General features: G+C 64.4%; 14 protein-coding genes. 9 read left to right on the top strand and 5 right to left on the bottom strand.

What is annotated here, in order from left to right:
- Window positions 1-57 precede the first annotated feature (57 nt).
- Window positions 58-1827 (bottom strand): calcium-binding protein, encoded by a 1770-nt coding sequence (locus ACLE20_RS09770; RefSeq protein ID WP_410940081.1) that lies wholly within the window; start codon window positions 1825-1827, stop codon window positions 58-60.
- 274 nt (window positions 1828-2101) lie between these two features.
- On the opposite strand from ACLE20_RS09770, the gene ACLE20_RS09775 reads away from it, so the two are divergent.
- The 3 genes from ACLE20_RS09775 to ACLE20_RS09785 all read left to right on the top strand — a co-directional run bounded on the left by ACLE20_RS09775 (window position 2102) and on the right by ACLE20_RS09785 (window position 4467).
- On the top strand, window positions 2102-2875 hold the full coding sequence (locus ACLE20_RS09775) for an amino acid ABC transporter substrate-binding protein (RefSeq protein ID WP_410940082.1): 774 nt from the start codon (window positions 2102-2104) through the stop codon (window positions 2873-2875).
- 159 nt (window positions 2876-3034) lie between these two features.
- Window positions 3035-3715 (top strand): amino acid ABC transporter permease, encoded by a 681-nt coding sequence (locus ACLE20_RS09780; protein WP_410940083.1) that lies wholly within the window; start codon window positions 3035-3037, stop codon window positions 3713-3715.
- The gene (locus ACLE20_RS09785) at window positions 3712-4467 is read left to right on the top strand and encodes an amino acid ABC transporter ATP-binding protein (RefSeq protein ID WP_410940084.1); all 756 of its coding nucleotides are present in this window, start codon (window positions 3712-3714) and stop codon (window positions 4465-4467) included. The genes ACLE20_RS09780 and ACLE20_RS09785 overlap by 4 nt, the downstream gene beginning before the upstream one ends.
- Before the next feature lie 6 nt (window positions 4468-4473).
- On the opposite strand, the gene ACLE20_RS09790 is transcribed toward ACLE20_RS09785, so the two are convergent.
- Window positions 4474-5478 (bottom strand): bile acid:sodium symporter family protein, encoded by a 1005-nt coding sequence (locus ACLE20_RS09790; protein WP_410940229.1) that lies wholly within the window; start codon window positions 5476-5478, stop codon window positions 4474-4476.
- Between the two features lie 94 nt (window positions 5479-5572).
- Between ACLE20_RS09790 and ACLE20_RS09795 the strand changes: the two genes are divergently transcribed.
- The 4 genes from ACLE20_RS09795 (at window position 5573) to ACLE20_RS09810 (ending at window position 10497) form a co-directional block, all read left to right on the top strand.
- On the top strand, window positions 5573-6439 hold the full coding sequence (locus tag ACLE20_RS09795) for a LysR family transcriptional regulator (RefSeq protein WP_410940085.1): 867 nt from the start codon (window positions 5573-5575) through the stop codon (window positions 6437-6439).
- A 111-nt stretch (window positions 6440-6550) separates the two neighbouring features.
- On the top strand, window positions 6551-8056 hold the full coding sequence (locus ACLE20_RS09800; RefSeq protein ID WP_410940086.1) for an ATPase domain-containing protein: 1506 nt from the start codon (window positions 6551-6553) through the stop codon (window positions 8054-8056).
- Window positions 8043-10100 (top strand): PAS domain-containing protein, encoded by a 2058-nt coding sequence (locus ACLE20_RS09805; protein WP_410940087.1) that lies wholly within the window; start codon window positions 8043-8045, stop codon window positions 10098-10100. Before ACLE20_RS09800 ends, ACLE20_RS09805 begins: the two co-directional genes overlap by 14 nt.
- A 130-nt stretch (window positions 10101-10230) precedes the next feature.
- Window positions 10231-10497 carry a DUF982 domain-containing protein gene (locus tag ACLE20_RS09810; protein WP_410940088.1) on the top strand — a complete coding sequence of 89 codons (267 nt, stop codon included), beginning with the start codon at window positions 10231-10233 and terminating at the stop codon, window positions 10495-10497.
- 29 nt (window positions 10498-10526) lie between these two features.
- On the opposite strand, the gene ACLE20_RS09815 is transcribed toward ACLE20_RS09810, so the two are convergent.
- On the bottom strand, window positions 10527-11594 hold the full coding sequence (locus ACLE20_RS09815) for an AI-2E family transporter (RefSeq protein WP_410940089.1): 1068 nt from the start codon (window positions 11592-11594) through the stop codon (window positions 10527-10529).
- Between the two features lie 356 nt (window positions 11595-11950).
- Here ACLE20_RS09815 and ACLE20_RS09820 point away from each other — a divergent pair, with 356 nt between their 5' ends.
- Entirely contained in the window at window positions 11951-12145 is a 195-nt protein-coding gene (locus ACLE20_RS09820; protein WP_410940090.1) for a hypothetical protein, read from the top strand.
- 12 nt (window positions 12146-12157) lie between these two features.
- Here the strand turns inward: ACLE20_RS09820 and ACLE20_RS09825 are convergent, their stop codons facing one another.
- Both ACLE20_RS09825 and ACLE20_RS09830 read right to left on the bottom strand, forming a co-directional pair.
- The gene (locus ACLE20_RS09825; RefSeq protein ID WP_410940091.1) at window positions 12158-13201 is read right to left on the bottom strand and encodes a hydroxyacid dehydrogenase; all 1044 of its coding nucleotides are present in this window, start codon (window positions 13199-13201) and stop codon (window positions 12158-12160) included.
- Window positions 13202-13329: 128 nt separating this feature from the next.
- Window positions 13330-13671 (bottom strand): hypothetical protein, encoded by a 342-nt coding sequence (locus ACLE20_RS09830; protein WP_410940092.1) that lies wholly within the window; start codon window positions 13669-13671, stop codon window positions 13330-13332.
- 123 nt (window positions 13672-13794) lie between these two features.
- Here ACLE20_RS09830 and ACLE20_RS09835 point away from each other — a divergent pair, with 123 nt between their 5' ends.
- A complete protein-coding gene (locus ACLE20_RS09835; protein ID WP_410940093.1) occupies window positions 13795-14421 on the top strand; it encodes a ribonuclease D in 627 nt (208 codons plus the stop codon).
- The last annotated feature ends 59 nt before the right edge of the window (window positions 14422-14480 follow it).

Here is a 14480-nt window from a genome sequence, read left to right on the forward strand (position 1 = left end):
GCGCGACAAGTCTGTCGCGCCGGCCTGAGGCGAATTGATATCGTCGGTCCGCTGTCGTCAGACGACGAAGAAGTCCGAGGCCTTGAGGGTGAGCCCGTCGTCCAGATGGGCGAGCAGCTCCAACCCGCCGGCCTTGCTGCCATTGGCATCATAGGACAGGGCGCCGGTGCTCTTGTTGTAGATGATGTGGTCGGAGGCATCCTTGGCCTTGCTGCCGATCACGAACTCGGCCGCATCCAGCGTGCCGAGATCCAGCGCCTTGAAGTAGCGCTTCTGCAGCTCGAAGCTATCATTGTTGCCGGTCTTGTTGGCAAAGTCGGTGATGGTGTCGACATTGCCGGCCGTTGCGGCGGCCGAGAAGACGAAGACGTCATTGCCGAGACCGCCGGTCAGTACATCCTTGCCGATGCCGCCGTCGAGCCGGTCGTTTCCTGCGCCTCCGATCAGTGTATCGGCGCCTTTCAGTCCCAGCAGGGTATCATTGCCGCCATCGCCGGACATCCAGTCGGCGAGATTGGTGCCGCGCACGTAATCATTGCCGTCGAGGCCGGCCATCTGCCCTGTGGCATCGACCCTCAGGCGGTCGTCGCCGGCCGTGCCGCGGCCGAACACCATGCCGGCGATGCCGTCATTGTCGATGTCGATCGACTCGGACGTATAGCTGACGGCGAAGCCGCCGCCGGCAAGCCCCGTGACGGAGAGCTCCGACTGGTCGTCATATTTGTCGCCATCGATGCCGACCGTGAAGACCTTGCTGACCGGCCGTCCGCTTTCCGAAAGAACGATCGCATAGGCGTCGTCGCCGACCTCGCTATCGACGAGCGATTGCTGGCTCCAGGTCACGACATAGTGGCCGCTGTCGAGCACGGCCATGTCGAGATCCTTGACCACGATGCCTTTTTCGAAGATCGGGATGGCCTTGCCAATCGCCTTTCCCGTCGCAGTATAGCTGGTGAAGTAAAGCCCTTGGGTGCCATCGTCCTTGGGGTTCGGGGTGAAGTCGAGGTTGGCGACGGCGAAACCGCCTTTGGGACCGGCCGCGACGGCATAGCCGAAATTCTCGTCATCGCTCCAGGCGCCGCCGGCTCCGCCGATATGCGGCGTCAGCCCGAAATCGGATTTGATGAGCTTGCCCTTGCTGTCGAAGAGCGAGGCGCGCAACTGGTTCTGGCCGTTGTTCGTGCCGTCATCGATCGCCGCTTCCGAATTCCAGATGATGACGGAATTGCCGTTGCTGAGCGCCGTCGACTTGGTCACCAACTCATCGAAATCATTGGAGACGGTATTCAGCACCTTGTCGGTGCCGCGCGGTATGCCATTGGCCGAATAGGCACGGGCATAGACCTCGTCAAACTTCGTCCCGGAGCCATCGGCACCATAGGAGACGATGAATCCGCCATCCTTGGTTTCGACGACGTTCGGTGCGACCTTTTCGAAGGCGCTCACCGTGTCGACCTGGAAGGCGCCGCTGACCTGGTTGCCGCTTTTGTCGAAAACCTGCGCCATGATGTGGGCGCCATTGCTGGAGATCGCATCGTCCAATGTCTCCGCCCAGGTGACGACGACATTGCCGTTCTTCAGCTGCGTCGCATCCGGCGCGCCGGAATAGGCCTCCTGAATGCCACGAAGCAGAAGCTCTCCACCCACCGGCCGTCCTGCGGCATCGTAGAACTGGGCGCCGACATAGGTCGCCCTCGTGTCCGAGCCGTCGTAATTGTTCAAATAGCTCTCCCAGCTGACCATGAATCCGCCGTCCTTCAGGGCAAGGACATCGGAGCCGCGCTGCCAGTTGTTTTGATAGCTATTGACGCGAAATTCGCTTCCCATAGGGTCTCTCCACATTGCTTTGCAGCTCGGCACTTACGGAGCTTTTATGGCAGGAGTGTCTCGATGCTGCCATAAATTGTGCGGGCAGAGATATTTTCCCTTATCGGTTGGCGGAGAAGGCTTTTCAAAATCCGTGACTTAGGCCTGAGAGGGGCGAGAGCAGAAATGAGTAATTTTTTCTCATTCGCCTCATAATTTTGCGTTTTTCTCTCCTCCTGACGGCATCACTTTCCTAGATGAGTCTGTCATCGACCATGCTTCGAAAGGAAATGCCATGCGTTGGCTGAAGCCCCTTGCCGCCGCCCTCCTCATCCAGGCCGCGGCCTCCCTGCCGGCTCTCGCTGGCGAGAACCTCGATGCGATCAAGTCGGCGGGCACGATCCGCATCGGCACCGAGGGCACCTATGCCCCCTTTACCTTCCATGATTCGAGCAATGCGCTGGTCGGCTTCGATGTCGAGATCGGCCGTGCAGTGGCCGAGAAGCTCGGCGTCAAGGCCGAGTTCGTCGAGGGCAAATGGGATGGGCTGATCGCAGGCCTCGATGCCAAGCGCTACGACCTTGTCATCAACCAGGTCGGCATCACCGAAGCGCGCAAGCAGAAATACGCTTTCTCCGAGCCCTATATCGCGTCCAAAGCCGTGCTGATCGTGCGCGAAGGCAATGGCGACATCAAGAGCTTCGAGGATCTGAAGGGCAAGAAGTCGGCGCAGTCCCTGACCAGCAATTTCGGCAAGCTCGCCGAAGCGGCCGGCGCGGAGCTGGTTGGCACGGATGGCTTCGACCAGTCGATCCAGCTCGTGCTCACCGGCCGGGCCGACGCCACCATCAATGACAGCCTCTCCTTCCTCGACTTCAAGAAGCACCAGCCGCAGGCACCGGTGACGGTCGTGGCCGAGAAGAAGGATGCCGATTATTCCGGCATCATCCTGCGCAAGGGCGATGAGGACCTGGTAGCGGCGATCAACAAGGCGCTCTCCGACATCAAGGCCGACGGCACATACAAGACGATCTCGGACAAATATTTCGGCCAGGACGTCTCGAACTAAACGGCATCTGAGAAGATCGACGGAAAGAGGGAGGCACACCGTCGCCTCCCTCTTTCCGTCGGTCGCAACTTCCGTCATTCTCCCGGCTTGCCCGCCGTCCGACAGGGCAGCCCGTCCGCCAATCGGCCGGGTTCACCGGTCCCCCAAGCGAGAACCGCCGTGCCGCACTGGCTGCAATTGATGATCGACTCCCTGCCGACCCTGCTCTGGGCCGGCATTCGCTTCACCGTGCCGCTGACGCTGTTAAGCTTCGCGCTCGGCCTGGCGCTCGGGCTGTTGACCGCGGTTGCGCGGCTCTTCGGGCCGCCTCCGGTCGCTGCTCTAGCCCGTTTCTATGTCTGGATCATTCGCGGCACGCCGCTGCTCGTCCAGCTCTTCGTCATCTTCTACGGGCTGCCGAGCGTCGGCATCCTGCTCGATGCGTTTCCGGCTGCGCTGATCGGCTTCACGCTCAACATCGGCGCCTATACGTCGGAGATCATTCGCGCGACCATTTCCTCGGTGCCGCGCGGCCAGTGGGAGGCGGCCTATTCGACGGGAATGAGCTGGTCGCAGGCCATGCGCCGCACCATCCTGCCGCAGGCAGCCCGCGTTGCCGTGCCGCCGCTGTCCAATACCTTCATCTCGCTGGTGAAAGACACATCGCTCGCCGCCGCGATCACCGTGCCGGAGCTCTTCCAATCGGCCCAGCGCATCGTCGCGGCAACCTACGAGCCGCTGATCCTCTATATCGAGGCGGCGCTGATCTATCTCGTTCTGAGCTCGGTCCTGTCCGCCCTGCAGGCGCGGCTCGAAACGCGCTTCGCCCGCTATGGCGGCATGGTGGAGGCCAACCGATGATCGAACTGACCGCCATCGAGAAGCGCTTCGGCGAGGCCGTGATCCTGCGCGACATTTCGCTGAAGTTTGCGGAAGGCAGCGTCACTGCGCTGGTCGGGCCCTCCGGCGGCGGCAAGAGCACGCTGCTCCGCTGCATCAACCTCCTGGAACCGCCGAACTCCGGCCGCGTGGTGATCGGCGATGCGGCGGCCGATTTCGTGCCGGGAAAACGTCAGCCCTGGAGCACCATCCAGGCGCTGCGTCGCCAGACGGGCATGGTGTTCCAGAACTTCCAGCTCTTCCCCCATCGCACCGCGATCGAGAACGTCATGGAAGGCCTGCTGGTCGTCGAGAAATGGCCGCGCGAGAAGGCGCGGCGGCAGGCGGAAGAGCTGCTCGCCAAGGTCGGCATGGCGGAAAAGGCCGATGCCTGGCCGGCCAATCTTTCCGGCGGCCAGCAGCAGCGCGTGGCGATTGCCCGCGCGCTCGCGCCGTCGCCCCGTGTGCTGCTTTGCGACGAGCCGACCTCGGCGCTCGATCCCGAGCTATCGGCCGAGGTGGTGGAGGTGCTGAGTACCCTGGCGCGCGAAGGCACGACCATGGTCATGGCGACCCATGACTTAAGGCTCGCCTCGAAGGTCGCGAGCGCCGCCGTGTTCCTCGAAGCCGGCCGGGTGGTGGAGACGGGACCCGCCGCCGAGATCTTCCGCAATCCACGCGAGGAGCGCACCCGCCAGTTCGTCTCCTCGATCAACGCCGCCCAGACGGTGTAAGCGGGCTCAAGCGGCCGGCGCCGCCGCCTCGGTTGCGGCCTCCCTGGCCTTACGGCGAGCCGCATAGGACTGGGCGATGACGGCGCAGGCCATCAGCTGGATCTGGTGGAACAGCATGATCGGCAGAACGATCGCGCCGATCGACACCGGCTGATGGGCAAAGATCGCATTGGCCATCGGCACGCCGCTCGCCAGCGACTTCTTCGAGCCACAGAAGGTGATGGTGATCTCGTCCTCCTTGGAAAAGCCGAGCAGGCGGCTGCCGAACATCGTCAGGCAGAGAACGATGGCCAGCAGCACCATATCGAGCACGACGACCGTGGCAATGTCGCGCGCTGAATAGCGGTGCCACAGGCCCTCGATGACGGCTTCGGAAAAGGCGAGATAAACGACCATCAGGATCGAGCCGCGATCAATCGGCCAGAGCAGTCCCTTGCGGGCGCGGATCCAGCCGCCGATCCAGGGCTGCAGCAGTTGACCCGCGAGGAAGGGCAGGAGCAGCTGCAACAGGATGCTCTGCAGCGCCGACCAGGAAAAGCCGGCGCCGCCCGTGGTCGAGAGCAGGATGCCGGTGAGCAGCGGCGTCATGAACATGCCGACGATATTGGAACCCGACGCAGCCACGATCGCTGCCGGAACATTGCCGCCGGCCATCGAGGTGAAGGCGATCGATGATTGTACCGTGGAGGGCAGTACGCAGAGAAACAGCAGCCCGGTGGAAAGCGATGGCGCCAGCAGGCTTTCCGGCAGATGGCCGAGCGCCAGGCCCAGCAGTGGGAAGATCACGAAGGTCGTGGCAAGGATCGTCAGATGCAGCCGCCAATGCAGCGTGCCGGCCACCACGGTGGCGCGGGAGAGCCTGGCGCCGTGGAGGAAGAAGAGGAGACCGATGGCAATGCTGGTTGCAACTGAGAAAAACTCGGCCGCGGTGCCATGGATCGGCAGAAAGGAAGCCAGCACCACCGTTGCCACCAGGAGCAGGGTGAAGCTGTCGGGCAGGAAGCGGCGCATCAATTCTTTCGTCCTTGATATCAGTCTCGCTAGAGCCCGCCTCATCGCCTATCATGAACCGCAATGCAAACACTAACAGTTATCACGAAATGCGATGGCACCGCTCAATCTCGTTCATCTTGATAGTTTCCTGGCGCTGAGTCAGGCCGGCAGTTTCACGGAAGCGGCGGCGCGGCTTGGCATCGGGCAGTCGACGATCACCCAGCACATCCAGCGGCTGGAAAAGGCGCTGGGGCGGCGGCTTGTCGCACGGGATACGCATCACGTGCGGCTGACGGCGGATGGCGAGGCCCTGCTCGGCCCCGCGCGCCGCATGCTCGAGCTCGACCGGGGCGTGGCGTCGCTCTTCGGCGAAACCCGTCTGCGTGGCCGGTTGCGTCTCGGCGTCTCGGAGGATGTGGTCGAAAACAGGCTTACGGCGATCCTCGGCGATTTCATCCGCCAGCATCCGCTCGTCGATCTGGAGATGACGGTGGCGCTCAGCGAGCCGCTGCGGCAGATGCAGGATGCCGGCGATCTCGATCTGGTCTTCGCCAAGCGGCATCCGGGCGAGACCCATGGCCGGCTGCTCTATCGTGAACCATTGGTCTGGCTGGCACAGGATCCGGCGGCGATGCTCGCCCGGACCGATGCGCTGCCGCTCATCGCCTTTCCGCCGCCCTCCATCACCCGCCGCGCGGCGCAGGAGGCGCTCGATCGCGACCGGCGGGCCTGGCGGATCGTCTGTACCTGCTCGAGTCTCGCAGGCCTGACCGCCGCCGCGCGCGCGGGCATGGGACTGCTCGTGCAGCCGCGCAGCATGGCGCCGGCCGGGTTGAAGGAGGTGCCGGCCGCTGACCTCCCGGCTTTGCCGGATGCCGAATTCGTGCTCCTGCGGCGGCGCGGGGCCGATGCGGAGGTCAGCGCGGCACTGGAGCGCCTGATCGTCGCGCGAATGGCTTCACCGGCAGGGCCGGCTTGAGCGCGGCTGGCCAGAAACGGCCAAGATCTTCCGATAAATTGCGTGTGTAACCGGCTGGCCCTCGGTACTTTTCGACTTATATGTCAGACCTGCGCAGCGAGGTCGGGACGAATGTTGGATGTAGGGGCAAAGGCGGCAACGGGCATTGTGGGGCTCGATGACGTTCTGGGGGGTGGGTTCTCCCGTCGGCATGTTTTTCTTCTGCAAGGGCAGCCCGGCACCGGCAAGACCACCATTGCGCTCCAGTTCCTGACCGAAGGGACCGCGCGTGGTGAGAGGTGCCTCTACATCACCCTGTCGGAGACCGACACGGAGCTGCGCGAGACGGCCGCTGCCCATGGTTTCTCGATCGATGGCGGGCTCGAAATCTTCGAACTGGTGCCCCCGGAATCCTTGCTCGATGCCGACCAGCAGCAGAGCCTGCTCTATTCCTCGGACCTCGAGCTTGGCGAAACCACCAAGATGATCTTCGAGGCTTTCGAGCGCCTGAAGCCGCATCGCGTGGTGCTGGACAGTCTTTCGGAAATCCGTCTGCTCGCCCAGAGTTCGCTGCGCTATCGCCGGCAGATCCTGGCGCTCAAACATTATTTCGCCCGCTCGGGCGCAACGGTGCTGCTGCTCGACGACATGACCTCCGATTCTGGCGACAAGACGGTGCACAGCGTCGTCCATGGTGTGGTGCATCTGGAGCAGCTGGCGCCCGATTACGGCGCCGAGCGCCGCCGCATGCGGGTGATCAAATATCGCGGCCAGGCCTTTCGCGGCGGCTATCATGATTTCGTCATCCGCACCGGCGGCGTGGCCGTCTTCCCGCGGCTGCGCGCCGTGGAGCATCGCGGCACCTTCGACAATGCGCTGCTGCCAAGCGGCATCGCCGAGTTCGACGCACTGCTCGGCGGCGGGATCGATCGGGGCACGAGCACGCTGCTGATCGGCCCGGCCGGCACCGGCAAGAGCCTGTTCGCTTTGCAGTTTATCTTCGCTGCCGTCGCGCGCGGCGAGCGCGCCGTCCTCTTCGTCTTCGACGAGGAGATCGGCGTGCTCTTCAACCGCACGAAGATGATGGGCTTCGACCTGGAGCGTCTGCGCGACGAAGGCATGGTCCATATCGAGCAGATCGATGCGGCCGAGATCTCACCGGGCGAATTCTCCCACCGCCTGCGCGAGCGCGTCTCGCTTTCCAAGGCCAGCACGGTCGTCATCGACAGCGTCAACGGCTACCAGGCCTCGATGCCGGAGGAGAACGCACTGATCCTGCACATGCACGAGCTCCTGCAATATCTGAACCGGCAGGGCACCAATACGTTCCTGACCGTCGCCCAGCATGGACTGGTCGGCGACATGCGTTCCCCGGTCGATGTCACCTATCTCGCCGATACGGTGATCCTGCTGCGCTATTTCGAGGCGCGGGGCAGCGTGCGGCGCGCCGTCTCCGTCATCAAGAAGCGCACCGGTCCCCATGAGGACACGATCCGCGAATTCCGCATCGGCGAGGCGGGGCTTTCGCTCGGCAGGGCGCTCACCAATTTCCAGGGCGTGCTGCGCGGCGTACCGGTGATCGTCGGCGAAGAGCCGGAACTGTTCCAGCAGGACAGCGCGGGCTATGGTGAATTCTGATCCGGTCTTCACGGCCCTGATCCTCGCGCCGAGCGGCCGTGATGCCCAGGTCGCCGGTGCCCTCATGGTCGAGCTGGGCTTGGCCCCGGTCGCCGTCCCCGACCCGCGCACGCTTGTCTCGCGGCTCGGCGATGATGTCGCCCTGGCGCTCGTGGTGGAAGATTCGCTGCGCTCGGCGGATCTGAGGGCGCTTGCTGCCTGGATCGAGACGCAACCCAGCTGGTCGGATCTCCCCTTCATCCTGCTCACCCATCGCGGCGGCGGGCCGGAGCGCAATCCGGCGGCCGCGCGCATGTCGGAATTGCTCGGCAATGTCAGCTTCCTCGAACGGCCCTTCCACGCAACGACGCTGATCAGCGTCGTCCGCACGGCGCTGCGCAGCCGCATGCGCCAATTCGAGGGACGGCAGCGCATTCTCGAGCTCGACGAGAGCGAGCGGCGGTTGCAGACAGCTCTGTCCGCCGGACGCCTCGGCGCCTGGGAACTCGATCTCCAGACCCTGACGCTGACCACCTCCTCGACCTGCAAGGCGATCTTCGGCCTGCAGTCGGAGGACAGCTTTCCCTATTTGCGCTGGCAGGCCACGATCCATCCGGACGATCAGCTACGCGTCGAGTCGGCGCTCGATCGGTCGCGGCTGACCGGCGAGGATTATGCGATCGAATATCGCATCCTCTGGCCGGATGGCAGCCTTCATTGGGTGGAGATCCGCGCCCAGGCGCATCACGACCGGCTCGGCCGCCCGGTCAAGCTGGTGGGCGTCACCGCCGATATCACCGAACGGCGCCGCGAGGCGGACAAGAACCGTCAGGTGAACGAGATCCTCGAACAGCGGGTCGCCGAACGCACGGCCGATCTGGAGGCCGCCCATGCCTCCGTGGTCGAACAGGCTGCCCAGCGGCAGAGCGCCGAGGAACAGCTGCGCCAGGCGCAGAAGATGGAGGCGATCGGCCAGCTGACCGGTGGCGTCGCCCATGACTTCAACAATCTGCTGATGGCGGTGCTCGGCAATCTGGAACTGCTGCGCAAACATGTGAGCGGCGATGCCAAGGCCGAGCGGCTGATCGAGGGGGCCCTGCAGGGCGCGCGCCGCGGCGCCTCGCTCACCCAGCGCATGCTGGCCTTCGCACGGCGGCAGGATTTGAAGATCGAGGCCGTCGATCTTGCCACCCTCCTGTCCGATGTCGAGGATCTTCTCGTGCGCTCGGTCGGTGCCATGGTGCAGATCGAGATTGACGCGCCGCAGGGGCTTGCTCCGGTGATGGCCGATGCCAACCAGATCGAGCTCGCTTTGCTGAACCTTGTCGTCAATGCGCGCGACGCCATGCCTGAGGGCGGGCTGGTGACGATCGCGCTCCGGCAGGCGGATGTGGAGGCGAGCGAGGAGCTGGCGGCCGGTCGCTATGTCGTGCTCTCCGTCACCGATCGTGGGACCGGCATGGACGCCGAGACGCTGAAAAAGGCGATCGAGCCCTTCTATTCTACCAAGGAGCTCGGCAAGGGCACCGGCCTCGGCCTATCGATGATCCATGGCCTCGCCCGCCAGCTCTCCGGCACGCTACGGCTGACGAGCCGGCTCGGCGAGGGCACCGCCGCCGAACTCTGGATCCCCGCCGGCAGCGAGGCGGCCGCGCTGCGGACCGAACCGGTGGCGGAACCTGTCCTCGAAGCCGCAGCGCGCGTTGACCAGGGTCCGCGCCGTATCCTGCTCGTCGATGACGACGCCCTGATCGCCATGAGCTCGGCCGATATGCTGCTCGATCTCGGCCATGATGTGGTGGAGGCTCATTCCGGCCGGGATGCGCTCGAGCACTTGCGCGCCGAGGGGCCTTTCGACCTGATGATCACCGACTACTCCATGCCGGGCATGACCGGCGGCGAGCTGGCGATCGCAGCCCGCGAGATCGCGCCGACAATGCCGGTGCTGCTCGCCACTGGCTATGCCGACCTGCCGCCGGGCGTCGAGCTCGATGTTCCCCGGCTCGGCAAGCCCTACTCGCAGAGCCAGCTGGAGCGCGAGCTGCAGAAGATCTTCTCGGTCTGACGCGGCCCCGCCGTCCCCGTCCGGCGACTGCCTCAACCGCCCATCGTAACCTTAATTTTAGGTAGCGCTTTCGCTTGAGGCCGCGGCGTGGCACAGAGTGCGCATGGTTCCTGTTAGGAGTTTGTCAACCATGATGATCGAAGTGCGAGACGAAATGGCCGATATCTGCTGGGGCGACTCCGTGGTGGTCGATCTTGGCGATGGTCTGTGGCGGCGGGTGCGCAGCCCGGCCCAGGCACTGCAACTCCTGACCGTCCAGTGGACCGGCGAGCAGGGCGAGCGCTTCCACCGGGTCTGCGACGCCTGCTATGCCGCACTCGCCCATCGCGCCACCGTCTTCCAGGCTCGCCAGGCCTTCGTGGAGTTCTACACCAACGCCTGGTCGGCTGCCCGCTGAAGCGGGGCCGACCGTTCCATTCCGACTCGTTAGAGGATCAGCGAGCCGTCCGTTTTCTGCCGGCTCTGCTCGTCCATTACGATGCTCCAGGCAACAAAGAACAGCGCGGCGATCAGCGGCCCGATGATGAAGCCGTTGATGCCGATCAGGGCGATGCCGCCCACTGTCGACATCAGCACCACATAATCCGGCAGCTTCGTTTCCTTGCCGACCAGCGGCGGGCGCAGAAGATTGTCGACGAGGCCGATCACCAGCACGCCGACGGCGACCAGGATGATGGCCTTGGTGGCGCTGCCGGTCAGCGCCAGATAGATCGCCGCCGGCACCCAGACGATGGCGGCGCCCACGGCCGGCAGCAGCGACAGGAAGGCCATCAGCACGCCCCAGAGCAGGGCGGCCTCGATGCCGAGCGCCCAGAAGGCAATCCCACCGATCAGCCCCTGCAGCGCGGCGATGATGACATTGCCACGCACGGTTGCGCGCACCACCGAGAGAAACTTGGCGGAGAATTGCTGCGTGTGGGAATCGCTGAGCGGCAGGGCACGACGGAGCGTGCGCGCCAGCCCGCGTCCGTCGCGGAACAGGAAGAACAAGAGATAGAGCATCAGCCCGAAGGCGATGAAGACCTGGAGCGTGCTCTGGCCGAAGGTCACGGCGCGGCTTGCGAGAAAACCTCCGCCCTGCATGCCGGCTGACGAGACGCGTTGCCAGAGATCCTGAAGCCCGTTTTCCTGCAGCGTCCGGATCCAGTCCTGCGCCACGCCCGGCAGCGACGCCTGCAGGCTGAGCCAGAGCGCGCGCAGATCGATCTCGCCGCTCTCGATGCGGCCGTAGATCGTGCTGGCATGGCGGGCGATCGAGCCGATGATGATCATGCCGGGAATGATGACCAGGCAGACGCAAATCAGAACCGAGCAGACGGCTGCCAGACTCCTGCGGCCCCCGAACGCCCTCTCGATCCGTACATGCAGCGGATAGAAGACGATGGCGAGCGCCACGGCCCAAAGAATGGCGGAGTAGAAGGGCAGCATCAGCACGACGAAGGCGACGCTCACCAGCACGAGGACGAGATAGAAGGAGACGCGCTGCACGGACATGGGGATCCTTTGTCGCTTTTTGAGCTTTTGGTGAAGAACATAGGCGCTGTCCCCCTTGCGCACAGCCAGTGTTTCGGCAAAATCTTTTTCAGGCCCGCGAAGGCCGAAATAGACACACAACCCAGCCACACATTGCACTCACCTGTAACTTTTCATCATGCAAAACTAACGCTTCATTCTCGTGCAAAAATCCCGATGCTGGAATGCGGGATCCTTGATTCGCCTGGGGTGGTGTTGGGGCGGGGGACTGCCGGACGAGGGATGTTCGAACCCGTCTCGTTCGGGAACCATGAGGGTGGGAGGCGGAGGGCATCCGGCCTCCTCAAAGCCGAATGAGACGGCACAAGGGGCACGACATGAAGCAATCCGACGACGTCAGAAGCTGGGCCGTCTTCCGCGCGCAGCAGATCCTCATGCGCGAGGGTATGGATCTCGCGCTCTCCGCCCAGGACTTCGACAAGGACGAGGTTCGCGCACGCGGCAAGCGTCTGGCAATGGCGATCGCCAGCTCGCTCATGGAAGCCTCAAACGTTCACGCCGCGCGCAGCTGAGGCCCGCGCGCGTCAGTTGACCGCGACGGGCTTGGAGCGCATGCGCGACACGGTTTCCCGCTCGGCGCGCTTGCAGCGCATCGGCGGGAGATCGCGGTCCATCAGGTCCATGTCCTCGAGCACCATGTCGCCCATCCGCTTGAAGGCGATGTCGAGCGCGCCGGCCCGGTGGGCGGAGCGCAGGAAACCCGGCAGCCGGCGAACCGGATGATCGGCAGGCAAAGGCTCTTCGGGGAAGACATCACTTGCCGCGCGGATCTGGCCGCTTTCCACCGCTGCCATCAGGTCGTCGAAATTGACCACGGCCGCGCGGCTGAGCAGGATCAAAGCGGCCCCCCTGCGCATGGATGCGAAGGCGCTGGCATTCAGGAATCCCTCGTTCTCGCTCGTCACCGATGCGACGACGAAAACGACATCGCTCTTCGTCAACACGGTTTCGAGGCTGGCCGGCGTCACGCCGTGATCAGCCAGAATCGAGGCCGGCAGCCAGGGGTCGAAGACACGGGTGGTGGTGCGGAAGCCGGTGAGCAGGCGATTGAGCGCCTTGCCGAGATCGCCGAAGCCGATCAGCCCCACCTCCGCGCCGGACAGGAGTCGCGCGCCGCCGTTTCCTTCGCCACCCCAGAGCTCGCGTCCCTCGCGGAAGTCGAGATCGGCATCGACCAGGCCGCGGAAGAGCGAGAGGGCCATGGCGAGCCCCAGCTCCGCCACCGGCTCGGCAAAGACCTGTCCCGTCGTCACGACATGAATGCCGCGGGCGAACAGGATCTCGTAGGGCATGTTGTTGATGAGATTGCTCTCGACATTCAGGATCGCGCGCAGCTGCGGCATGCGTGCGAGCGTCGCGGCGTCGAGTGGCGGCTGGCCGAGAATGAACCGGGCCTTGCCCAGCACCGCATCATCAAGCGCGGCGATCGCCTCCGGATCAGCCTCGACGATCTCATAGCGGTCGGTGAGCTGCCGGCGGGCCTCGTCGGTGAAGATCAGGTCCAGGCTGCGGGGTTCGGGCGCGCTGATTACCAGTGGACGGTCGGCCGGAACGGTTGCATGCGTCATGTCTCTCTCTCCCCTGCGGCCGCCCGCAGCGCCTCCTGTTTGTGAGGTGGGACTATCGCAGTCAGGGGCGGGGAGGCAAGGGCGTTCCTCCAAGCATCACGCGGCGGCAACCGCACGGATGAGACGTCTCAATAGGGCAGGCCGCGCAGCTGGCGCAGATTGGAGGGCGGCAGCATGGGGGAAACGAATTCCGGCCCACCATCGCGCCGGCAGACATTCACAGCGCGGTATCGCGGGCCGCGCTGTGGCATCAGGCCGTCGCGGGCCCGGTCGATATAAGCCTGTTCGCAGGTCACGCGGGGCTCGGCGACGAGTGGCGCCTGGGGGGTGACACCCGGCAGATAGCCCTGGACGCTGCCTGTGCCCGGCAGAACAAACCCTTCCTCCGCCGCTCGCGCCGAGCTTGCCATTCCGGTTGCTGCCAGTCCCGACAGAAGAGCCATCAAGAGGGCAAGGCTGCGCATGGACATGGGCCGGATCCTGAGGGCAGAGGGCTCGCCTCGGCGCGCCGGGTGGGTTAGAGCTTTGCCTTGCCGATGGGGACGAAGTCCGCACCCGGCGGCGGGCCGCTTATTGGCAATGTGGGGTGTTCCATGGCGAATGCAATACGGGTTCACGACGGCGATCTTCAGGAGGCGGATGCGGCACGCTACACGGGCGCAGTTGCCATCGATACCGAGACGCTCGGTCTGGTGCCGCGGCGCGACCGGCTCTGCCTCGTGCAGCTTTCGCCGGGCGACGGCAGTGCCGATCTCATCCGCATCGCTAAGGGCCAGACTCAGGCGCCCAGGCTCACCGCCTTGCTCGCAGACCCCACACGTCAGAAGATATTCCATTACGGCCGCTTCGACATCGCCGTTCTCTACCAGACCTTCGGCGTCACCACCGCCTCGATCTTCTGCACCAAGATCGCCTCGCGCCTGGTGCGCACCTACACGGATCGGCATGGGTTGAAGGACAATCTCAAGGAAATGCTCGACGTCGATATTTCCAAGCAGCAGCAATCCTCCGACTGGGCAGCGGAGACGCTGTCGCAGGCCCAGCTCGACTATGCCGCCTCCGATGTCCTCCACCTGCATGCGCTGCGCGACCGGCTGACCGAGCGGCTCTTGCGCGACGAGCGGATGGAGCTCGCACAATCCTGTTTCGATTTCCTGCCGACCCGCGCCAAGCTCGATCTGCTCGGCTGGAACGAGACCGACATCTTCGCGCATAGTTAACGCTAAATTAGGGCATTGCCCCTTATAAGTTGCGGCCTGTGCAATCTCCAGTGCGGGCC

Source organism: Rhizobium sp. YIM 134829 (genome assembly GCF_046546455.1).